29 protein-coding genes are annotated in these 23165 nt (G+C 34.4%); all 29 read right to left on the bottom strand.

Annotation, left to right across the window (positions count from 1 at the left end):
* Positions 1–96: 96 nt before the first annotated feature.
* The 29 genes from tsf to fliJ all read right to left on the bottom strand — a co-directional run bounded on the left by tsf (position 97) and on the right by fliJ (position 23160).
* Positions 97–981, bottom strand: coding sequence for a translation elongation factor Ts (tsf, locus tag CD003_RS02915; RefSeq protein WP_096199389.1), 885 nt, complete (start codon positions 979–981; stop codon positions 97–99).
* 130 nt (positions 982–1111) lie between these two features.
* Entirely contained in the window at positions 1112–1834 is a 723-nt protein-coding gene (gene rpsB, locus CD003_RS02910) for a 30S ribosomal protein S2 (RefSeq protein ID WP_096199388.1), read from the bottom strand.
* 156 nt (positions 1835–1990) lie between these two features.
* The gene (locus tag CD003_RS02905) at positions 1991–2554 is read right to left on the bottom strand and encodes a hypothetical protein (RefSeq protein WP_096199387.1); all 564 of its coding nucleotides are present in this window, start codon (positions 2552–2554) and stop codon (positions 1991–1993) included.
* Between the two features lie 14 nt (positions 2555–2568).
* Complete coding sequence (locus tag CD003_RS02900) at positions 2569–2877, bottom strand: hypothetical protein (protein ID WP_096199386.1); 309 nt, start codon at positions 2875–2877, stop codon at positions 2569–2571.
* Positions 2878–2945: 68 nt separating this feature from the next.
* On the bottom strand, positions 2946–4340 hold the full coding sequence (locus CD003_RS02895) for a FapA family protein (RefSeq protein WP_096199385.1): 1395 nt from the start codon (positions 4338–4340) through the stop codon (positions 2946–2948).
* Positions 4341–4405: 65 nt separating this feature from the next.
* Positions 4406–5173: a FliA/WhiG family RNA polymerase sigma factor gene (locus tag CD003_RS02890; protein WP_096199384.1), complete on the bottom strand. Its 768-nt coding sequence runs from the start codon at positions 5171–5173 to the stop codon at positions 4406–4408.
* A 2-nt stretch (positions 5174–5175) separates the two neighbouring features.
* The gene (locus CD003_RS02885) at positions 5176–5547 is read right to left on the bottom strand and encodes a hypothetical protein (RefSeq protein WP_096199383.1); all 372 of its coding nucleotides are present in this window, start codon (positions 5545–5547) and stop codon (positions 5176–5178) included.
* Positions 5548–6036, bottom strand: coding sequence for a chemotaxis protein CheD (locus CD003_RS02880; protein WP_096199382.1), 489 nt, complete (start codon positions 6034–6036; stop codon positions 5548–5550).
* Positions 6029–6667 carry a chemotaxis protein CheC gene (locus tag CD003_RS02875; RefSeq protein ID WP_096199381.1) on the bottom strand — a complete coding sequence of 213 codons (639 nt, stop codon included), beginning with the start codon at positions 6665–6667 and terminating at the stop codon, positions 6029–6031. The genes CD003_RS02880 and CD003_RS02875 overlap by 8 nt, the downstream gene beginning before the upstream one ends.
* Before the next feature lie 53 nt (positions 6668–6720).
* Positions 6721–7749, bottom strand: coding sequence for a protein-glutamate methylesterase/protein-glutamine glutaminase (locus CD003_RS02870; protein WP_373558550.1), 1029 nt, complete (start codon positions 7747–7749; stop codon positions 6721–6723).
* Between the two features lie 54 nt (positions 7750–7803).
* Positions 7804–8667: a MinD/ParA family protein gene (locus CD003_RS02865; RefSeq protein ID WP_096199379.1), complete on the bottom strand. Its 864-nt coding sequence runs from the start codon at positions 8665–8667 to the stop codon at positions 7804–7806.
* Complete coding sequence (gene flhF, locus CD003_RS02860; protein ID WP_096199378.1) at positions 8660–9856, bottom strand: flagellar biosynthesis protein FlhF; 1197 nt, start codon at positions 9854–9856, stop codon at positions 8660–8662. The genes CD003_RS02865 and flhF overlap by 8 nt, the downstream gene beginning before the upstream one ends.
* Entirely contained in the window at positions 9853–11892 is a 2040-nt protein-coding gene (gene flhA / locus CD003_RS02855; protein ID WP_096199377.1) for a flagellar biosynthesis protein FlhA, read from the bottom strand. The genes flhF and flhA overlap by 4 nt, the downstream gene beginning before the upstream one ends.
* Before the next feature lie 34 nt (positions 11893–11926).
* The gene (flhB, locus tag CD003_RS02850) at positions 11927–13012 is read right to left on the bottom strand and encodes a flagellar biosynthesis protein FlhB (RefSeq protein WP_096199376.1); all 1086 of its coding nucleotides are present in this window, start codon (positions 13010–13012) and stop codon (positions 11927–11929) included.
* Between the two features lie 3 nt (positions 13013–13015).
* Positions 13016–13789: a flagellar biosynthetic protein FliR gene (gene fliR / locus CD003_RS02845; protein WP_096199375.1), complete on the bottom strand. Its 774-nt coding sequence runs from the start codon at positions 13787–13789 to the stop codon at positions 13016–13018.
* A gap of 3 nt (positions 13790–13792) precedes the next feature.
* Entirely contained in the window at positions 13793–14062 is a 270-nt protein-coding gene (gene fliQ / locus CD003_RS02840) for a flagellar biosynthesis protein FliQ (RefSeq protein ID WP_096199374.1), read from the bottom strand.
* A 23-nt stretch (positions 14063–14085) separates the two neighbouring features.
* Positions 14086–14763, bottom strand: a complete 678-nt coding sequence (gene fliP, locus CD003_RS02835) for a flagellar type III secretion system pore protein FliP (protein ID WP_096199373.1) — start codon at positions 14761–14763, stop codon at positions 14086–14088.
* Positions 14760–15422: a flagellar biosynthetic protein FliO gene (locus CD003_RS02830; protein WP_096199372.1), complete on the bottom strand. Its 663-nt coding sequence runs from the start codon at positions 15420–15422 to the stop codon at positions 14760–14762. The genes fliP and CD003_RS02830 overlap by 4 nt, the downstream gene beginning before the upstream one ends.
* A gap of 27 nt (positions 15423–15449) precedes the next feature.
* Entirely contained in the window at positions 15450–15812 is a 363-nt protein-coding gene (locus CD003_RS02825) for a response regulator (RefSeq protein WP_096199371.1), read from the bottom strand.
* A 32-nt stretch (positions 15813–15844) separates the two neighbouring features.
* Positions 15845–17131 carry a flagellar motor switch phosphatase FliY gene (gene fliY, locus CD003_RS02820; RefSeq protein ID WP_096199370.1) on the bottom strand — a complete coding sequence of 429 codons (1287 nt, stop codon included), beginning with the start codon at positions 17129–17131 and terminating at the stop codon, positions 15845–15847.
* Positions 17124–18116 (bottom strand): flagellar motor switch protein FliM, encoded by a 993-nt coding sequence (gene fliM, locus CD003_RS02815; protein WP_096199369.1) that lies wholly within the window; start codon positions 18114–18116, stop codon positions 17124–17126. The genes fliY and fliM overlap by 8 nt, the downstream gene beginning before the upstream one ends.
* A gap of 29 nt (positions 18117–18145) precedes the next feature.
* A complete protein-coding gene (fliL, locus tag CD003_RS02810) occupies positions 18146–18577 on the bottom strand; it encodes a flagellar basal body-associated protein FliL (protein ID WP_096199368.1) in 432 nt (143 codons plus the stop codon).
* Positions 18578–18796 (bottom strand): flagellar FlbD family protein, encoded by a 219-nt coding sequence (locus tag CD003_RS02805; RefSeq protein ID WP_096199367.1) that lies wholly within the window; start codon positions 18794–18796, stop codon positions 18578–18580.
* 66 nt (positions 18797–18862) lie between these two features.
* Positions 18863–19813 carry a flagellar basal body rod protein FlgG gene (flgG, locus tag CD003_RS02800; RefSeq protein ID WP_096199366.1) on the bottom strand — a complete coding sequence of 317 codons (951 nt, stop codon included), beginning with the start codon at positions 19811–19813 and terminating at the stop codon, positions 18863–18865.
* Between the two features lie 88 nt (positions 19814–19901).
* Positions 19902–20279 carry a TIGR02530 family flagellar biosynthesis protein gene (locus CD003_RS02795; RefSeq protein WP_257008149.1) on the bottom strand — a complete coding sequence of 126 codons (378 nt, stop codon included), beginning with the start codon at positions 20277–20279 and terminating at the stop codon, positions 19902–19904.
* Between the two features lie 33 nt (positions 20280–20312).
* Complete coding sequence (gene flgD / locus CD003_RS02790; protein ID WP_096199365.1) at positions 20313–20858, bottom strand: flagellar hook assembly protein FlgD; 546 nt, start codon at positions 20856–20858, stop codon at positions 20313–20315.
* A 10-nt stretch (positions 20859–20868) separates the two neighbouring features.
* Complete coding sequence (locus CD003_RS02785) at positions 20869–22113, bottom strand: flagellar hook-length control protein FliK (RefSeq protein ID WP_096199364.1); 1245 nt, start codon at positions 22111–22113, stop codon at positions 20869–20871.
* Between the two features lie 28 nt (positions 22114–22141).
* On the bottom strand, positions 22142–22708 hold the full coding sequence (locus tag CD003_RS02780; protein WP_096199363.1) for a MotE family protein: 567 nt from the start codon (positions 22706–22708) through the stop codon (positions 22142–22144).
* A 14-nt stretch (positions 22709–22722) separates the two neighbouring features.
* A complete protein-coding gene (fliJ, locus tag CD003_RS02775; protein ID WP_096199362.1) occupies positions 22723–23160 on the bottom strand; it encodes a flagellar export protein FliJ in 438 nt (145 codons plus the stop codon).
* Positions 23161–23165: the final 5 nt, after the last annotated feature.

Genomic DNA, 23165 nt, shown 5'->3' with positions numbered 1-23165 from the left:
AACAAATTAGCACAAAAAATATATATTTATGATATTTGGAAGTGAAACTTGACATTTTTAAAAATAGGGAACACGTAGTGCCCCCTATTTCAAATATTACTTCTTCACTTGAGACATTACTTCTTCAGCGAAGTTGTCTTCACGTTTTTCCATTCCTTCTCCAACTTCATAACGAACGAATGACTTCACGCTTCCACCTTTGTTCTGTACGAACTTACTAACTTTTTGGTCACCATCTTTAACAAATGGTTGGTCAAGTAAACATACTTGCTCGAAGTATTTGCTAAGACGGCCTTCTACCATTTTTTCAACGATGTTTTCTGGTTTACCTTCATTTAAAGCTTGTTGCTTAAGAACTTCACGCTCGCGTGAAACTTCTTCTTGAGAAACTTCATCACGTGATACATATGTTGGGTTAATAGCTGCAACGTGCATTGCGATATCTTTAGCTAACTCTTCATCAGTCGTTCCTTCTAATACTGTTAATACTCCAATTCGTCCACCCATGTGTAAGTATGCACCGAAAGCATCAGCATCAGTTTTTTCTACAACTTCAAAACGACGTAAAGAGATTTTTTCTCCAATTTTAGCGATTTGTGTATTAATGAATTCTTGTACAGAATCTCCAGCACCTTTGAAAGGTTGTGTTAATGCTTCTTCGACTGAAGCTGGGTTTTGAGATAATACATGCTCAGCTAATTCAGCAACAAGATTTTTGAAGTTGTCATTTTTTGCAACGAAGTCAGTTTCTGAGTTTACTTCAACGATTGCAGCTTTGTTACCTTCAGCTTTAACAAAAGTTAAGCCTTCTGCAGCAATACGGTCTGCTTTTTTAGCTGCTTTTGCAATACCCTTCTCACGAAGTAGATCAATTGCTTTTTCCATATCACCATCAGTTTCTGTTAATGCTTTCTTACAATCCATCATACCTGCACCAGTTTTTTCACGTAATTCTTTTACCATAGCTGCTGTTACTGCCATATTAAATTCCTCCTTGTTTTTTACTTATGTAAAATAGTTTAAGCTTGTCCTTATTTCCCTTTAATACTCATAGATACTAAAAAAGGCGATAAAGGGTATACCCCTTTACCACCCTTACTTACAGACTAAATTAAACTGTTTGTTCTTGCACTGCAGCTTCTTGCTGCTCATTAACAGAGTTAGCTTCGATGATAGCATCAGCCATTTTACCAGTTAATAATTTAACAGCGCGAATTGCATCATCGTTACCAGGGATAACGTAATCAATTTCATCAGGATCACAATTCGTATCAACAATCGCAACGATTGGGATGTTTAATTTATGAGCTTCTGCAATAGCAATGCGCTCTTTACGTGGATCAATTACGAATAGTGCATCAGGTACACCCTTCATATCTTTAATTCCACCTAAGAACTTTTCAAGACGATCCATTTCCTTGTTAAGAAGAATTACTTCTTTCTTAGGAAGCACATCAAAAGTACCGTCTTCTTGCATTTTCTCAAGTTTTTTTAAACGTGTAATACGTTTTTGGATTGTTTCAAAGTTAGTTAAAGTTCCACCTAACCAACGTTGATTGATGAAATACATACCACAACGCTCAGCTTCTTCTTTAACTGAATCTTGAGCTTGCTTTTTAGTACCAACGAAAAGAACTTTTCCTCCGTCAGCAGCAAGGTTTCTTACGAAATTGTAAGCTTCCTCAACTTTTTTAACCGTCTTTTGAAGGTCAATAATGTAAATACCATTTCTTTCTGTGAAGATGTAGCGATCCATTTTTGGGTTCCAACGACGTGTTTGATGACCGAAGTGTACCCCAGCTTCTAATAATTGTTTCATGGAAATAACTGCCACATTCAACACCTCCTCTTGGTTTTTTTGTCCTCCGCTTTCATCATTTTTAAGTAAGACTGATAACAGCACCATTTACTTAAATTAGAAAACGTGTGTGATTAACACCGTGGATTAATATAACATATCCAAATCTCTTTAGCAAGCATAGTGGGAAATTTATTGATAAAATTTAAGAAATAACTCTACTTCGCCTTTGCCCATATTTAGCTTCTTAGCAATATGTTCAGATGAGAGTCCCTCTTCAGAGAGTCTTTTTATTTTATCAGACTCTGTTTCCTCCACTTTCTTTTCTGGAATAATCTTTTCAATAGGAGGAGTATAGTCAGAATACTTATTTTCTATACGTTGCTCGTCCACTTTTTCTTTCATATATGCCTGAAATACTTTTTTTCCTTGTTTCTTAATCGGAGGTATTATTACTTCATCCTTTTTTTCCTTTAAAGGCATTTGCTCAGTTTGGACTGGGTTTTTCTCTACTTGAAATTTATTGCGTTGGGGGAGTGATTCAATTGATTTATTCCATTTGTTTATCTCATTTGCCAACTTCTCATTTTCGGCTTTCAATTCAGTTGTATATGTTATAAGCAAATCCTCTATATCACTCTTTATTTTTTCTTCATCAATTTTCGAGGGAGATTGATGTCGTTGCATGAGCGTAATGATCCAGAGGAATGTTACTAAATGTAAAATAAAACTTATAACTAGTAAATATGTGACCATTATTCGCTCTCCTTCTAACCACTAAAATCTATAAAATTTCCTTTATACGGGTGTGTGGCTTGCTTTTCTTCCTTTAATTCTTCTTTCTTCTTTTGCTTCGATTCTTGTTGACTATCATTTCCTTCTTTATCATTTTCTAAACTTACTTTATTACTTTCCTCTGAATCTAGTACTCGTTTCCTTTTTAACTCAGCTTCTTGTTTTTGTTCGTTTGTAATAATATCTTGCCCGACCTGGCCTCGCTGTTGCATTTGTTCCTGGATTTTACCTACACTTTGAGAACGGGGGATTTGGCCTAGCATTTCTACGGGACGTAAACTCATACCCAAAACCTCCTTAAGATAATTAGAAGTTGTTCAAAAAGGTATCCTTTGACCTTTTTGAACAACTTCTACAGTGTTAAGACTTTAATTTCACTATCAACCAATGTTATTTTGGTGAATTGATGTTTTGACGAAATTTTCCGACGATACTTACCGAAATTAACATCGGCATTAGGATGTATAGCACCTTCTACAATAACGCTTCCTTTTTCACTATCTTCTAATTGCTCTCGTAATTCTTTTAATTCTTCTTGAGAAACTTCGATTTTACTATTCGATAACTGTAATGTACTACGTACACGAAGCTTCATAATTCTTTCTTTGGTTGATAGTGCAATACCGTTCTGAGCTTTTAGCTCATACATCTGAAGTAGTTTATTAAGCTTTTCTATTTCATCCGTTGCTTCTTTTATTATGTTTTCTAACTCTTTCTCTTTTTCTAATATTTGCTTTTGCGTCCCAACATACAAAGAAGTAGCTGTATGCATTGAGTTTCCTATTTCCTTAGCAATGATATCCTTTGCAGCAGAAGTTACACCACCAACAATATTTCCTCTACCTTCGTTACAATAGACACTTCCACCTGCTGTACAATTACTATGCATTATTCCTTGTGTCACATGGATGTCACCATCTACTACTATATTCCCTTGGTTGATAAAAGAGGTATGTAAATCTTGTTTAGCCTTAATTAATCCCCCACCTTGAGCTACGATACCTTGAGAAACAAAGATTGAACCATTTGATTCTAGAGTAGCTGCTTCGACAGTTCCATGAATACGGATATCTCCCTTAGCCTTAATCGAGAAACCAGCAGGAACACTCCCTCTAATGTTAACGTTTCCAACAAAATCAATATTCCCAACACTCATATCAATATCACCGTTTATTTCATAAACAGGATATACATGAATAACCTTTTTTTCAACACTCACTTGACCATCAACAATAGCAAAAACCTTCATTCTATCTTCACTTAATCTAGTATTCTTTCCAGCTCTTAGAATAAAATCTTTACCTGGTTGTGGTGGGACTTCTTCGTCGGTAACTGTTCTTCCTGGAGCGCCTTCTGTTGCTGCCATCTTCTCTCCAACTAAATCCTCTTGAGTTACCGCTGGAATATCAATAACCTTCTTCAGGTCAACTTGTTGTACATTGTCACTATGTTCTCGTTTACTAGAAAACTGTACAGGTACTAAGTAAGCATCTTCCCCATTAGATGGAGCGATACCATTAGCAATTGTAATAGGATCCGTTATTTCTTTTTCTTCGTTAACCATTACTACAATGTCTTCTATTTTGGTTTCATCTATACCAAATAAGACCTCGTTTTCATTTAGAAACTCTATAAGTGATTCTTTTGTTACAATAACATCATCATTTAAAGCATTTAATTGAACGATAGTAGCCATCATTTTATTTTTTGCAATGGAGATTTTGAAAAACTGCTCTATTTTAGTCACGGCTCTCAAATCCTTTTTCGTCTTTACAGACAGTATATGAAAACTAAAAGCAAGTATCAATACATCTATTTACCCGGCTTTGATAAAACTTGTTGTAATCGAAATAATGCCTTTGAATGTATTTGTGAAATTCTAGATGTAGAAAGGTTTAACACTTGACCTATTTCAGTTAGAGTAAGCTCTTCATAATAAAAAAGACTAATGACCATTTGTTCTCGTTCGTTAAGTTGTTTTATTACCTCGACAAGTTCTTCTCTAGTGGCATCCTGCATCACATTATCTTCTGGTGTCACTATCTTCTTATCTTCAATTGTCGATTTGTAGGTTTCATCACGTTCTGAATCGTTTGTCTTCTCATCCATCGATAGCATATTTGCATAAAAGCTTTCAGACATGACATGTGTTACTTCTTCTTCACCCATGCCTATCTCTTTTGCTATTTCTTCAACTTTCACAGTACGCCCTAACAATTGTTCTAATCTTTCTATTGTTATTTCAATTTTTTTAGCTTTTTCTCTCATTGAACGAGGTAACCAATCCTCTTTTCTTAAACCATCAAGAATAGCACCTCTTATTCTAAAAGATGCATATGTATCAAACTTAAGGTCTCGATTTACGTCAAACTTTTCTAATGCGTCATACAATCCCATCATTCCATGACTAATAAGATCTTCTTTATTAATATTTCTAGGAAGCCCTGCAGAAATTCGATTGACATGATACTTTACTAGAGGCATGTAAAGGCGAATTAATGAATCAGCTGATTCGCTATCACGGTCATTCATCCACTTTTGCCATAGCTTTTTCTCTTCAATCGTAGAAGAATTTGCCATACCTATACCTCCTTGTCATCATCCATTAAGTCCTTTACATATTCAGAAGCACGAACAATTTCATCATCTGTTAAATTCATTTTATCCACAGTTCTTTTTTCAAATTCATCATAAGAGTCATTATTCTTCTTTTGTTTTATGTCAGTTCCTTCAGTTTCATCCATATTTTCAATTGTATTTTCAGTAAGATTATTTTTAAGAGCAAGCCCCCAAAGAAATCTGAATAGGTACGCTAAAAGAAAAAACACAATAAAAGCGATGGCACCACGAATAAGAGAAGTAGTTACTAAATTAGTAAAAAAAGAGCCAATAAAAGTTAAAATAAAAGCAATAACAGCTAAACTAAGGTTTATAAGCCAATTACCAGCAAACATTTATATTTCCTTAACACCTTGACTTACAGTTCTTATATTAAGCATCTTTGTTTCATTATTGAATTCAATCGTTCGTCCACTACTTCCACCTGTATCTTCAGCAACAATGTTAATTCTTAGTTTCTTCAACTGTTCCTTTACTGCTTCAACATTTCTAGGTCCAATTCTCATCATTTCATTTGTAGAGGAAAAATTAAACATTTGTGCACCTCCTGCGATTTTTGCTTTGAGTGCTCTTGTACGTAGTCCTGCCCTCTCTAATCTATTCACAAGTTCAACAATCGCTGTATCAGCATATTTAGCAACATTAACTGTACCGGATTTACCTAAATTAGAGTCCGGCAACATAACATGTGCCATTCCTGAAATATTAGAATAATCATCATATAAAACGACTCCAACGCACGACCCTAATCCCGACGTTCTAATTGTTTTTGGATATTTTGCAATATTTAAGTCTGCCATTCCTACTTTAACAACTTCATTCATCGATCCCTACTCCTAATGACTTAAATATTTTATCGAAAGAATCGGGATCTGGTAATAAGAAGAAGTGACCTGTTGATTGTTGACTGTTGCCATCTAATTCAGTAATTTTTGTATCGATAACAATTGCGTAATCTCCAACTTGTGAAAGCTCAATAAGACCATAGCTTAAAATTGCTCCAGCAAGATCAATACTTAAAGCAGGTACTGAAGGCTGTAGGTTTAAGTTTGTAAAGTCTGAAAATGAAGATAAGTATGAACCTGCCAAGATATTCCCTACTTCTTGTAATGCTGATACTCCAATTTCCATAAAAGGTGGTTCCTGTAGTTGGAATTGATCATTTCCAATTAATTGACGTATTAACTCTTCTGCTTCATCAATAGGAACCATAAAAAACATACTACCAGGAGCTTCACCCTCTATACGTAAAAAAATTGCTGCTACAATTTTATCAGCCCCACCAACAAGTTCAGTAATTTCCTGAAATGAAACAACACGAACTGATGGTACTTTCATATCTATTACTTTATTTAAGAGTTTAGATAGTGCTGTCGCTGCATTTCCAGCACCTATGTTCCCCACTTCTTTTAGTACATCTAGATGATAAGGTTTAATTCTATCAATAAAACTCATTGTTTCCGCCTCACAGTTTCATAGATTTCGTATATTAATTTATTTAGCTTCCCCTAGTTTAAACACTTATTTATAATACTTTTGGCTATATTTTGAAGAGGCACTACTTCGTCCACTGAGTTTGTATTGATTGCTGATTTTGGCATACCATAAACAATCGCTGTTTCTTCAGATTCAGCAATCGCATAGCAATTTGTTTTACTTTTTAACTTCATTAGCCCCTCTGTACCATCAGCCCCCATACCAGTCATGATGACAGCAATCATTTTAAAATCTCTTACGAGCGATAAAGACTCAAACATCACATCAACTGATGGTCGATGACCTTTTCTTGGAGGGCTTTTATCAATGTGTATTACCATAGAAGCCCCCATCTTTACTATAGTAAGATGAAACCCACCTGGTGCAATATAGGCAACACCATTTTTTAATATTTCACCGTCTACAGCTTCCTTCACTGCTATATCAGAAAGAGTGTTTAATCTATTAGCTAAAGAATTAGTAAATCCAGCTGGCATATGCTGAACAATCACAATTGGTGCTTGTAATGATTTTGGAAGCTTTGTTAACACTTGCTGTAATGCTTTCGGACCACCAGTAGAAGTTCCAATTGCGACAATTTTTTTTGTTAAAGATAACGGGCTTTTCGTCATTTCTTCTTGCGTTTTAGATTTAATAATATTTTGAAGAGGTTTATTTTTATTAGGAAAAACGTTTTGCATTTTAACTGATGAAGCCAAAATAACTTTTTCTACTAATTCTTCCTTCACTTTGTGTAAATCTAAAGAAATTGCACCTGAGGTCTTAGCTACAAAGTCAACTGCACCATATTCAATAGCTAATAGTGTATTTTTTGCACCATCAACTGTTGTACTACTAACCATAACAACTGGAAGAGGATTTTCTACCATGATTATTTTTAACGTTTCAAGACCATCCATAACAGGCATTTCTACATCGAGGGTAATTACATGAGGCTGTAGCACTTTAATTTTATCAATTGCATCTTGACCATTTCTCGCAGTGCCGACAACTGAAATACATTCTTCTTGATTTAACATGTCACTAATTACTTTTCTCATAAAAGCAGAATCATCTACTACTAACACCTTGATTTCTTTTTGCACACATCATCCCTATCTTTCTTTAAAAAATCTTGTAAATTTACTGATAAAAGATGAATTAGGAGGATTAGCTTTATCCTGACTTTCTCCTAAATATGACTTAACAATTTCTTTCAAAGATCGACTAGATTTTGACTTTGGATCTAACAAAAGGAATGGTTTTTGAGATTTAACAGCTTTAACAACTGTCTTATCATTTGGTAAACTCCCTAGTAAATTAAGATCTTTATCCAGAAACTGCTTAGCTACCCGTTGTAAATTCTCTGCAGTAGCCCGACCTTCTTTAGCGGATTCAATTCGATTAATAAGTAATGAACACGGAAGCTCTTTATCTTTAAGGTGTATATATTTTATCATCGCATAAGCATCTGTGATTGAAGTAGGCTCAGGTGTAGTTACAATAAACGTTTCATGTGCTGAAAGTATGAATTGCATACTATCTTCAGAAGCTCCTGCTCCCATATCGAGAATAATATAATCATATTTTTTTTGTAAGGCTTCTATTTGTTGTATAAATCGTTCAAATTTTGTGATGCTAAGCTTAAAAATTGACGTAAAACCTGAGCCACCAGAGATATAAGAAATATTTTCCGGTCCTTCCTCTATTATATCCCAAATCGTCATTTCGTGCTCAATCATATCGACAATATTGTATTTAGCTGATACTCCCATTAATATATCTACATTAGCCATGCCAATATCTAAATCAAATAAAATAACTTTCTTTCCCTCTTGAGCAAGACCGATAGAAAAATTCAAAGAAAAGTTTGACTTGCCAACGCCTCCTTTTCCACTAACTACAGAGATGACTTTACACTCTGGTACATCACTTGAATCATCAACTATTCTTCTTAAGCTTTCTGCTTGATCATTCATTATTTTGTACCCCTATTATGATATTTACTATTTCATCGCTACTTGCTTCAACAATGTCATCAGGAACATTTTGTCCAGTTGTAATATAGGCAATTCCTGTCTGATGGTCTGTTATTAAGTTAAACATTGTTCCATAATATGAAGTTTCATCTTTTTTTGTAAAGACTAATTTCGTAATTGGTATTAATGAAAATTGCTCATAAATTTTTTCCATATCTTTATACTTAGAAGTTAAGGCTAATACAAGAAATGTTTCCATCTCTTCATCAAAATCAATAGTCTTCTTTAATTCCTCTACATATAATCTATTACGAAAATTCCTACCTGCACTATCAACTAATACCAGATCATATTCTTGAGAAAACTGTTCTTTTGCTTTTTTAAAGTCGGCAATAGAGTATGCAACCTCTAGAGGAATATTTAATATCTTTGCATACGTTCTTAATTGCTCAACGGCAGCAATTCGATATGTATCAGTTGTAATTAAAGCTACTTTCTTTTTCTTCTTTAGTACACAATGAGCAGCAATCTTAGCAATTGTTGTCGTTTTTCCAACACCAGTTGGTCCAACAACATTAACAAATTTCTTTTCAAAAGAAATTCCACCTAGTTTAACAGTTAATAGTTGATCATATAAAAATTCCTTTAACCAAATTTGAACATTTTCTTCGTTTTGATCCCTCTCATCACTGTTATACCATTTCTTGAGAAGGTGCTTAATAATTTCAAGTCGTAAAGAAGTTTTGAATTCTTGTTCTTCTAAGAAATCATTAATCTGTTGAAATGGTTCTGGGTATTCCTTCATACTTGTTTCACTTTTTGTTGACATCGTTGTAATCATTTTCTTTAATTGCTGAATTTCATTAGCTAAAACATCATTGTCTTTTTGAACTTCTTTTTCATTTCTTTTTATAGACACCTGTTGTACTGGAGAGCCTTTCATACTATCAGACATCTCTTTTTTAACGTTCACATTTATCTTGTTAGGCTTTTTTTTAGAAGGGCGCTGGATCGACGGAGTATTGTCAATCGCAGCGATTACCTCAATGCTTTTTTTTGTAAAAAAACCTAAAAAGCCACCTGTTTCAATCTCTTTTGAATTGAGGATGACAGCATCATGCCCAAGTTCATGTCTTATCTTTTTCATCGCCTCTGGCATTGTACTTGCTACGTATTTTTTTACCTTCAATCTAAATTCACCACCCCTACACTTTGAACCTCAATGTCCGGCTCTAATTCATTGTAGGATAGGACTGGAACATTAGGTATATATCGCTCTATTAATTGTCTTACGTACATTCTTACTGCAGGTGAACATAATAATATTGGTACTTGTCCCATTTGAGACAAACGTTCCATCTCAATAGAGATATTTTCTATTATTTTTTGTGAATGGTTCGGATCCATCGATAAGAAGTTTCCGTGCTCTGTTTGCTGAACTGAATCAGCAAGAGCCTTTTCAACAGCACCACTTAATGTCACTACGTACATCGGTTCTCCTGGCGTTGCATATTGCTTTGAAATTTGCCTTGAGAGAGATTGTCTAACGTACTCTGTTATTAAATCCATATCTTTAGTCATAACACCATAGTCCGCTAATGTTTCGAAAATAACTGGTAAATTACGAATAGATACATTTTCCTTTAATAGATTCGTTAATACCTTCTGAATCTCTCCTGTCGTTAATGGATTTGGAGTTACGTCCTCTACAAGAGTCGGGTAGGATTCTTTTAAATGGTCGACTAGTTGCTTCGTTTCTTGTCTTCCAAGTAACTCATGAGCATGCTTTTTCACAATTTCCGTTAGATGTGTAGATACAACAGAAGGTGGGTCCACAACGGTATAACCTGATAATTCAGCTTGCTCCTTCATATCTTCACCAATCCATAAGGCTGGTAAACCAAATGCTGGTTCAAATGTTTCAATTCCAACGATGCTGTCATCGTCAACTCCAGGACTCATAGCCATATAGTGGTCAAGTAATAACTCCCCTTTTGCTATTTCATTACCCTTTATTTTAATTACATATTCATTAGGTTGAAGTTGAATATTATCTCGAATCCTGATAACAGGAACGACCATCCCTAACTCGAGCGCCAACTGACGGCGAATCATAACAACTCTATCTAATAAATCTCCACCTTGGTTTGCATCAGCTAAAGGAATAAGACCATAGCCAAATTCAAACTCAATTGGGTCGATCTGCAAAAGGTTAACAACACTCTCTGGAGATTTCATTTCATCCTCAGGCTCGTCTTCCTCTTCTTGCTGCTCCGTTTCAATTGCCTTTTTCTCCATTTTACTCAAATGGAAACCACCAAATAAAAGTAAGGCAGCTATCGGGAAAGTTACAACATAAGAAATGGGTGTAATAATACCGAGTAATAAAATTGTTCCACCTGCTACATACAACATCTTTGGATATGCAAATAATTGTTGGGTAATATCTGTTCCTAAGTTTCCTTCAGAAGAACCAGCTCTAGTTACAACGATACCTGTTGCTGTTGAAATCAATAAAGCAGGTATCTGACTGACTAGACCATCCCCTACCGTTAACAATGTATACGTACTTGCGGCAGTTGCTAAATCCATTCCTTGTTGCATCATCCCAATAACGAGACCAAAAATCATATTGATAATAACAATGACAATACCAGCAATCGCATCCCCTTTTACGAATTTACTAGCACCATCCATCGAACCATAAAAGTCAGCTTCTTTTTCAATTTTTTCACGTCGTGCTTTTGCTTCTGTATCAGAAATCATTCCAGCATTTAAATCAGCGTCAATACTCATTTGTTTACCTGGCATCGCATCTAGGGTAAATCTTGCCCCAACCTCTGAAACACGCTCTGCCCCTTTTGTAATAACGATAAACTGAATAATAATCAAAATTAAAAAGACAACAAATCCAACGAGGGCGTTTCCTCCGACAACAAAGGAACCGAATGTATCAATTACATTTCCTGCTTCAGCGTTTCCGAGAATCGAACGAGTTGTCGATACATTTAAGCCCAGTCTGAATAGTGTAACTAGTAGCAATAATGTAGGAAAAATTGAAAACTGTAATGGCTCTTTCGTGTTCATTGCCACTAAAATGATGATTAAAGCTAAAGAGATATTGATAATAATCAAGAAGTCTAACATGGCAGGAGGAAGTGGAATAATTAACATGATGACAATTAAAATAACGCTTAATAAAACAGATAAATCTCTTATAGCCAATGGAATCTCTCTCCTCATCCTTCAAATATTTCCACTAAACTTCTTTATTTTTAAGTCGATATACATAAGCGAGGACCTCTGCAACAGCTTTAAACAAATCCTCAGGAACTTGGTCACCGATTTCAGCTTGAGCATACAATGCTCTCGCTAATGGTTTATTTTCTACTGTAATAACATTGTTAGTTCTAGCGATTCCTTTGATTTTTAATGCTACATAATCTACACCTTTTGCTACAATCACAGGAGCATCCATTTTTTCACCATCATAACGTAAGGCTATTGCATAATGGGTTGGGTTCGTAATAACAACGTCAGCCTTAGGAACCTCCTGCATCATGCGTTGCATTGCCATTTCCATTTGCTTTTGTCTACGTTTTGATTTAATTCTTGGGTCACCTTCCGTATTTTTGTGCTCATCTTTAATATCTTTTTTAGACATTTTCATTTGTTTTTCATGGTCATATTTCTGATATAAATAATCAGGTATAGATAATATAAGTAATAAAAGCGCAACTGCAATACCCATAATAACTGTTAGCATTGCAATTTGATAAAATCCATCTTCTACTGATTTTAGTGCTAGAATCATGACTGAATCTAAATTAATCCAAAGAATTGTAAAAACAACAATACCAACAAGTGATATTTTTAATAGTGATTTTAGAAGCTCAACAAGAGCACGAACAGAAAAGATACGTTTTGCACCTTTTATTGGGTCTAGCTTTGAAAGCTTCATTTTTATCGCTTCTGGTGCAAACAGGGGTCCTACTTGAATATAACTACTAAAAACCCCAGCAATCATCGCTATAGCCATTATTGGTAATACAAGTACTACAGCTTCCATCGTTAATTCGTAAAATATAGCTGTAATTGATGAAGGAGTTAGCTCCATAAGAAGATATTCACGAAACGTATGTTCCATAATATCAATAAGCTTATAACCGAGCATACCACCTATAAACCATAAAAATAAAAAGACAATTAAAAGAATAATGGCCGTATTAACATCATTACTCTTAGCTACTTGTCCTTTCTTTCTTTGTTCCTGTCGTTTCTTAGGGGTTGCTTTTTCAGTCTTTTCATCCGCAAAAAATTGTAGATTAAGAGAAAGGTACGGCATGTCCTAAACTCCTCCAAAAATCTGCATTAACGTTCTCATGGTAATAATGATTTTTTCAAATAACTGTTGTACTAACACAAAGAATACTCCTAAAAAAAGCATTACAAGAGGAAATCCAACTAACATTTTTAAAGGAAGCCCTACAACAAAAACATTCATTTGGGGAACAGCACGCGATACCATCCCTAACGCTATATCAACAAGAAACAGTGAACCAACAATTGGAAATGCCATTTGAAAAGCAATAATAAACATTGTATTAAAGGTCGTTACGACAAACTCTAACAATTTTTCATCACCCAATGGCAAAAATGGCTGATTGATAGGTACAAACTGATAGCTATAGTAGATTCCATCTAAAAGCAGGTGATGACCATCTACAGCAAGTAAAAATAACATTGCAAATGCATACAAATAACTACCAAACAACGGTGTTTGGGCACCAGTTTGAGGATCAATAACAGTTGCCATCATTAATCCCATTATCAAATCAATAAATCCTCCAGCTACTTGAATAGCATACATAAGCATCATGGCAACTAAACCTACAAATAGTCCGAATAACACTTCTTTAAGCACTAATAAGAAGTATGCACTATCGATAACTATAATAGGATCTTCGATAGTAAAAAGCATAATCCAGGCTAAGTAAAAAGCTAGTCCCACTCTGAATCGAGCTGGAACATTTCTGTATGAAAAAATCGGCATCACTGTAAAGAAAGCTAGGATCCTAATAAGAATTAACAAAAATGCCGGAAGTAGATTAATAAATTCCATTGCTTACCCTACAAACCTATGCAAATTATTAAATATATTATAGGTAAAGTTTATTACCTGTGATAACATCCATGGACCAAAAATAACGAGGGCAGCCAGTACTCCAACTATTTTTGGAATAAAGGCTAAAGTTTGTTCTTGAATTTGGGTTGTTGCTTGGAATATACTTACGCCTAATCCAAGTCCTAATGCAATTAATAACAACGGACCCGCAACCATCAATACTGTCCAAACACCTTGTTCTGCCATAGATATAACAAATTCTGAACTCAAATATATCACCCTCTATTAAGGCTTTAATTAAAACTTAATAACAATGACTGTACAATTAAATACCAACCGTCAACCATGACAAAAAGTAATATTTTAAATGGTAAAGCAATCATAACTGGTGGTAACATCATCATCCCCATAGACATTAATACACTAGCAACAATCATATCAATAACTAAAAATGGAACGAAGATTAAAAAACCAATCTGAAAAGCTGTTTTTAATTCGCTAATTGCAAACGCAGGTACTAATGCGGTTAGCGGTATGTCCTGAATCGTCTCAGGTCTCTCCATTCCCGCATAGCCCATAAATAGAGCTAAATCCTTTTCTCTCGTATGCTTCGCCATGAATTCCTTCATTGGTATCGCTGCACGCTCCAGAAATTCCTCTTGGTCTATTTCTTCTTCAATAAACGGCGTCAATGCAGTCTCATTAACTTCAGCAAATATCGGTGCCATTATAAAAAAAGTTAAAAAAAGTGCTAAACCAATAATTACTTGGTTTGGAGGCATTTGCTGAGTAGCCAAACCTGTACGTACAAATGACAAGACGATTACAATCCTAGTAAAAGATGTCATTAATATTAAAATGCCAGGGGCTAACGTTAAAATAGTTAATAAAATTATTAACTGAAGCGTTGTAGCAACATTAGCAGGTTCATCATTAAATATATCTAAATCAAGTCCTGGAATTTCTATCATTTTTTATGCTCCTTAATCGCCTGATGGATTTTTTGCTGCGATTGGGATACATCATTGAATTGTTTATCTAAAAGCTCACCAAATTCAAGCTCATTTTTCGAGTTAGACTTTGAACTTCCTTTAACTTTTTGACTAATCCACTTGGAAGCCTTCGTTACAGGATCCTCTATATTTGACATTGAGTTATCTCTATTTTGGTCATTTAGTAACATATCTACTTCATCTTGACTATCAATCTCTTTTAATAGTTGAATAGTTTCACCTACACCTACAACCAGAATTCTCTCACCAATTTTAACCATTTGAACTGAACGATTAGCCCCAAGTGGTACCCCACCTAAATTTTGAATAGTATGGTGATTACGAAAAGAACGTGACTTTGCATTTACAAATTTTAAAAAGATATAAATTAAAGCAATAATAACAACTAGTGCACCTATCATTTGAACAAAAATCACAAAGAAGCTTGTCTCGTTTTCAAGAAGAGCCTCCTCATTAACTATTGATTCCTCTATCTCTTCAACTATTTCCCCACCACTACCTTCAGGAGGGTGATACATGTCAAATACAGAACCATCAGAAGGTTCTCCTTCTTCAGCAATAACAGTGATAGGGAAAAATGTAATAATTACTAGACAAAAAAGAAATATTAATCGCAACAAATATTTCCACCCTTTCAGGAGAAATTAACCAAGTGTTTTCTTGATTGCCTCTAATACACGGTCAGCTTGAAATGGCTTTACGATAAAATCTTTTGCACCTGCTTGAATTGCATCAATTACCATTGCTTGCTGTCCCATTGCCGAACACATAATGATTTTTGCATTAGGGTCAAACTTTTTTATTTCTTTTAGAGATGTTATACCATCCATCTCAGGCATCGTAATATCCATTGTAACTAAATCAGGTGATGTTTCCTTATATTTCTCAACAGCTTGCGCACCATCTGTTGCTTCACCAACTACTTCAAAACCATTCTTTGTTAAGATGTCTTTTATCATCATTCTCATAAAAGCTGCATCATCTACAATTAAAATTTTTCCGGACATATTGTTTATACACCCTTTCTATAGGAGATATTCTATTTTTTTAAGTGTTTAATTCTTTCTTCCTGACTAACAATATCCGTTACACGAACTCCAAAGTTCTCATCAATAACGACAACTTCGCCCTTCGCAATTAGCTTGTGATTAACTAAAATATCAACAGGTTCACCTGCTAGCTTATCTAACTCAATAATTGAGCCCTGAGAGAATTCAAGAATATCCTTGATTGTTCTTCTAGTTCGACCTAGCTCTACTGTGACGTTTAATGGAATATCAAGTAACATATTTAAGTTTCTTGATTCACTTACACTTAAATCAGGTGAATCAAAACTAGAAAATGCAGCTGGTTGAACATCCACTTGTCGTTGTTGTTGATATGGTGCACCTAAATGCTGTTGTCCCCTTTGCTCATACATTGGCTGTTGCATTGGTGGTTGTTGATACATAGGTTGCTGCTGCATTGGTGGTTGTTGGTGGTTCATCGGTTGTTGCATTGGTGGTTGTTGGTATTGGTCTTGCTGTTGCATGGCTTGTTCTTGTTGTGGTTGTTGAACAGCCGGTTGTGTTGGTTCTTCAACCTTAGGTTCTTCAAAAACAGATTCCTCAGTTGACGGATTCATTAGCTCATCTACAAGTCCTTTAGCAAATCTCACTGTTACCAATTGCATTATAGATGAATCTATTAATTCGCCAATTTTTAGACGAAATGAAATTTTCACCAATACTTCATCAGAAGGTATGTTTGATGTTCCTTCTTTTCTCTTTACATCCATTAAATCAATGCCTGGTGGAGAAATATCTACTTTCTTATTAAAAATAGTAGACATTGATGTGGAAGCAGAACCCATCATTTGATTCATCGCTTCCTGAACAGCACTAACTTGCATTTCTCCCAAATCATCAGAGGGATTTAGTCCATCCCCACCTAGCATCAAGTCTGCAATTATAGCAGCATCCGTTGTTTTAATAACTAGAAGGTTCATACCTTCGAAGCCTTCAGTGTACTCTACATGTACAGCGACATGAGGCTGCGGAAACTCGTCTTCTAATAATCGCCTCTCAATAATCGAAACTTGCGGTGTAGTTATATCTACCTTTTGATTTAATAATGTAGAAAGAGCTGTTGCAGCACTTCCAAAAGAAATATTACCTATCTCACCTAATGCATCCTGTTCAATAGGTGATATATAATCTTCAACATTTAAACTAGGTCCACCACTTGAATCTTCATTATCTTCTACTTCATTATCATCGTCATCATCGGACCCGATTCCTTGCAGAAGTTGATTAATTTCTTCTTGGGAAAGCATATCATCATTCATCGTCTTCCGCCTCCTCAATAATATCAGTTACTTGCACAGCTAACTGATTCTTTACTTTACCTGGCTGTGCTAAATACTTTCTTTCTCCACCCACGTTAATTCGTAAATCATTATTTATACCTTGGTTTAATTCTATGACATCACCAATTGCTAAGTGTAAAAATTCATGAATTGTGATTTCAGAACGACCTAATTCAGCTTGAATTAATAGAGGAGCAGAATGAACTGTTTGCTCTATTGCTTCAATTTCACCAGGCTGTCTTTGTTTCTTCTTTGTTTGCATCCAATAGTGTACCGAAAGCTTGGGTAATATTTCTTCCAATACTACATGTGGCAAACAAATATTTATCATTCCAGAAGTTTCCCCTATTGTTGTAGAAAGAGAAATAACGACAACTGTTTCGTTCGGTGACACCATTTGTAAAAACTGAGGGTTAACCTCTAAATCCTCCATGATAGGATCTAACTCGATAACCGAGGTCCACGCCTCAGTGAAGCTTTCTAATGTCCGTTGAAATAACTGGGACATAATTCTAGTTTCTATTTCTGTTAAATTATCTACCTTATTAATGCTAACACCTTTACCGCCTAACAACCTATCTAACATTGTATATGCAATATTTGGATTAACCTCCATTAGAAAACGACCATCTAATGGGTAGGCTTCAAATACATTTAATATTGTCATTTTGGGAATTGAACGAATAAACTCTTCATAAGGAAGTTGGTCAACTGATGCAACTGAAATCTGTACAAATGTACGTAGTTGAGCAGAAAAGTAAGTAGTAAGTAAACGCGCAAAATTTTCATGAATTCGAGACAAGCTCCGTATTTGATCTTTTGAAAAACGAAGGGCTCTCTTGAAGTCATAAACTTTTACTTTTTTTTCTGTTTCTTCCTTTTTTAGTTCATCCGCATCCATTTCACCTGTTGATAGAGCGGAAAGAAGTGCATCTATCTCTCCTTGTGACAAAATGTCAGCCAAGAGCCTCACCTCTCACATACTTAGTTCATTTATTGAATAATCCAGCCAGTCGTATAGACTTGTACAACCATTCCATCTTGCATAAGTTCATTAAACCGCAATTTAAGCCGACTTTCTAAACCTTCAATACCTTCTTCACCTGCTAAGTCTGAAGCCCTCATTCCAGCTAATTCACGAATAATAATATTATCTAACTGAAAATTTCTTTTTTGAATTTCACTTAAAGCCTTTTTATTATCTACTTGTATTTTAAATTGAATTCTAGCAAAATCATTAGATTTTAAATTTGTAGTGATTTCTGGTGTATCATAAGATAAAGCTATGATTTCATCAATCGTTGGTTCGTTATAAGGGGCATTATCAGTAGATAAATAGTTTATTAGTACTAATGTAATACCCCCAATTAAAGTTAAAGAAATCAAAATTATTAACATGATATTAACTAACTTATTTTTAAACAATCACGAGCCCCCCGCATCCTTGTCTTTATAGATAGCTGTCAGACCGAATGTGCTGTATAACTGATTTATCTTTAGCATAACATCATCAATTGTATCAAGCACGACAATTTTCTTTCCATTTATCAAGGAAATTGTTGTATCTGGAAATGCTTCAACTTGCTCAATTAATAGTGCATTTAATAAAAAAGGTCTACCATTTAATCGAATTAGTTCAATCATATAAATATGTAAGGGCTAGGACTTTGCTTCCTAGCCCACCCTCCTCATAATGAGAAATCTATTAGTCTAACGCTTTAAGTTGATTAGTTCTTGTAAAATTTCGTCAGATGTTGTTATCATACGAGTATTTGCTTGAAAACCACGCTGTGCTACAATCATTTCAGTAAATTCTTCTGATAAATCTACATTAGACATTTCGAGCGCACCAGCAACAAGTTGACCAGTACCGTTTAAGCCTGGAGAAGAGAAGCTTTCCCACATAATTTCCTCATCTCCAAAGCCTCCACCCAATCCATCATCTTCTCCAATTGGTATGCCAGAGTTCGCAGTAACTTGATAAAGATTACTTCCAACTTTTTGTAATCCATCTGGATTGGCGAAATTAGCCAAAATAAGTTGACCAGCAATACGTAACTCTCCACCGCTATTTATATAATTTATAGTTCCATCTGCACCAATACTAAAACTTTGTGCATTGGAAGGAATTTTAATTCTACCGAAGTCTTGGCCGATATCTTCAAGAGATGTTGCACCTTCTTCATCTTCAGAAGTTTTCCCCATTAAATAAAGACCATCAGTATTTACAATAAATCCATTTTTATCTAAATAAAAGTTACCAGCTCTTGTATAATTCAAATTTATCTCATCAGGATCAGCTACTCTGTCTTCTGGATCTTCCCATAAACCATCTTCTATAGCCCTACCAACTACAAAAAAGCCGTCACCAGATATACCCAAGTCTAATTCTCTTCCTGTATTTTGCAAACTACCTTGTGTGTGAATAGTATCAATACTCGCTAAACTACTACCTAAACCTACCTGTGAAGCATTTCTCCCTCCTTGAAACACTGTAGGTCCAGTAGCCCCATTTAATTGCTGACTAACTAAATCCTGAAAAGTTGTTCTTCCTTTCTTAAATCCAAATGTATTAACGTTTGAAATATTATTACCTATTACATCTAATTTTGCTTGGAAATTTTTCATGCCTGATACCCCAGCGTACATTGAACGTAACATAATTATTTTTCCCCTTTCAATTTACAATTATAGGTTGCTTCTATCGTTCCACAACCTATATAGCCCCCCGTTAAGGTCCAGCTAGTAGTTATAATATGATTGTTCCATTAATATTGGTAAATATCTGTGTTCTTGCTTCTTCACGATTCATGACTGTAATAACAGTATTTTTCTGCGCACTAACGACAAGTGCAACATTATCAGTTACTACAAGGGAATCTTTAATACCTTTTTGTTTAGCTTCAAGGACTTTTTCTTGAATAATATTCCAAGTTGTTCCATCAAGACAGATTTGTCTTTCTTTTAACCTTTTTTCTGCATGTTTACTGATTTTTAACCTGTTTGTTTCGTCTAACTTTGATTTTAATATATCAGTAAAATTACAAGTGCAATAATTTGTTTTTTGTTTATTTTGAGGTATTTTTGGTAACTGATGCAGTTGATGAGCATTAACTTTAGATTCCACCCTACATCACCTCTTCAGTATTCAATTGTCTAGTTACTCATCAACTTCAAAATTTTTAGTAGTTGAATCTAACAAATTACTTTGTGAATCAGATTCAGCTTTTTCTTTTATAAGGTCTTCTTTTACTTGATTATTTTGACTAACTTGAACTAATTGCTCATTACTAATCCAACGACCATTATCTAATTCAATGGTTATCTTACCGTTTTTATCTATCTTTACAGAATTCACAATATTATCTAGATACTCTGTACGGCTTCGAAATTTATCAATTTCAACCTCTCTAGACCATTTAACTTGTTTTCCAATCAATTCACTATGATTAACAAGACTTTGACTAGTTTGGATATTAATAAACCTTTCCATATTTTGACTCATATTCGTCATCTGCTCTAATGAAGAAAACTGAGCCATCTGTGCAATAAACTCTCTATCATCCATAGGATTAGAAGGATCTTGATTTTGTAATTGCGTAATTAATATTTTTAGAAAATCATCTTTACCTAAAATATTTTGTCCAGTTTGAGATTGTTGCTTTGGTCTATCCGTTAAATAAAGAGGCTCATTTATTATTGGCATGAAATATCACCTATACTTCCTCATTAATTGAAAATTGTTTTAATTCCTCTTCAAATGAATCATTATTCTCGTCATCATCAGATTGCTTATTATCATCTTTTTGGTCTTTATTATTTTTTTGCTGTTCGTCTTTATCTGTTTGACCTAACTGCTGTTGATTTTGATGTGAAATTTCAATTCGCTCAACTTGGATCTGTTGTTGACTAAAAGCTTGGCGCAACTGGTGAATTTGAGATTCAATTAATTCTCTTGCCGCAGTTGAACTAGCTAATATACGTGCAGTCATGACCCCATTCATTTGAGTAAGTTGAATATCTAATCTACCAAGGTGCTCTGGGAAGAGCTTAATTGTCAATTGTTGCATCCCATTATTTAAGTTTGAAAATGTTCCGCGACTAATCATCTCTTGAAATTGACGAATAAACTGTTGCTGTTGACCTTGTTTCGATTGACTTTCACCAATATGAATTACAAGTTGTTGAGTTTTATTCATTGGTTGTGATAAATCCCCATTTGTCAGTAACACATTACTAAGATTATTGGATTTCTCACCAAACTTATTTATAAAACCATCCAGTTGGAAAGAATTTATTTTTGTACGAGTTGCAGTAGGGTCAACTAGGTTCAGTTGATTTACTAACTTAGAAATAAAAGAAGTTATATTTACTTTTTCATTAAAATTCTCATTTTTGTTCACAGTGATATTTAACTGTTTTATATCTTGATTTAACAAATGGAAAAAATCATTCTTAACAAGTACACTATTTGAAGAAATATTTTGATTCAAGCTTAAATTTTCTTTTAAATTAGGCAACAATTGAATTAATTGAGTAATTATATTGCTTGCAATATCACTAGGAGATTCATCCTCATACTCTTTCAAAAAATCAGTACCATCATTGTAGTATTCAAAATCAATATATTTATCAAGTGTATTAAGGAATTCACTTGAATTAATTTTTAGTACTATCATTTCTATTACTTCGTCTAATTTCTCTACCGGAATTTGCTCTAAATATTTTTCGAATGACTCAAACTCATCATTTAATTCCGCTAATTTGTCAATTAAAATTAACTCTTCTTTAGCTACCTTATTATTAACTACAATATCTTCACTATCTAATATCTCTTCTTCGAGACTCATCAACAATTGGTCAAATTGACCTTTAGGGCCGTCTGTACCAGATATTGTAGTTTTAGTTTGTGTAGTAAGATTTGGTTGTGATGACATTAGCATAAATTGTCCTATATTCATGTTTTCACCCCCTTTCAAATGTGAAAAATTATTGATTTGCTAATCTCGACATAATCGAAGCTGCCAACTCAGGGTTCATTTTTGCTAAAATTCCAGCTCTTGTATCTGTTGATACTTGTGATATGTGGAGGATTGCTTCTTCTATTGGTAGTTCAGAAAGGATATTAGCAGCGTTTTTGGTAGACATCGATTCATATGTTTTTCCTATTTCAGCTAGTTCCTTTTGTACTTCTACAGTTTGTTCTTGTTCGATCTCTAGTTCTTCTTCAAGTATACTCGCTTGGTTTGTAAGGTCGGAGATTTCATCTTCTTTAGCCACTAATTGCCTTTGAAGCCGCTCTATTTCTGCTTCAAATTCTTCAATAGTCAAATATAATTCATCGATGTTTATTTGCTCTTCCTCTTCTTCAACTAGATATGATGATAGAAATGGAACTTGTGATCCTATTTCTTTTGCACGTTCAAATACATTAATCCCAAGGATAGTCAAAATGATATATATTAATATAATTGCAAAAATAGATGGGATTACGATAATTAAAAAAAACCATTGAAGCTTACCGTATCCCTTTTCTTTTGTATCTTCTTTGCTCATAGGTTCACCTAATTTCAGCGATTAGCAAATTGTTGAACTGATATTTCATCCATTAACTTGCTTTCTTCCCTTTTTACTTCTTCTAAGTACTCTTGGTGCTTTAATTCTTTCATTTTTTCATACTTTTTTAGTTCAATAGACATAGTAACCAATGCATCTTGCTTTCTATGCATTTTATCCCGGGCAATTTGAGTAGATTTTTGTTGTCTTTCTATCTCACCTTGATATCTAGATAAAACTGTCTCATATTGTTGGAGTTGGTTTACAGATATTCCTTGTGAGATTTGTTGCTTATATCCTTCTTCAAAGTCTTCTTTTTTCTTCAATAGGTTATATAATTCAGTCGCTGTTTTCTCAAATAAAGAACTAGCCTCGGTATAATCCGCTTCTACTTCATTTTTTTTACGTTCTTTAATTTCTAGAACTTTTTGTAATGTATACTGAAAGGACATACACT

Source organism: Bacillus sp. FJAT-45350 (genome assembly GCF_002335805.1).
Classification (GTDB): domain Bacteria; phylum Bacillota; class Bacilli; order Bacillales; family NISU01; genus FJAT-45350.
The sequence above is the reverse complement of the archived record's forward strand: the minus strand, read 5'-3'. Positions and strand labels throughout refer to the sequence as shown.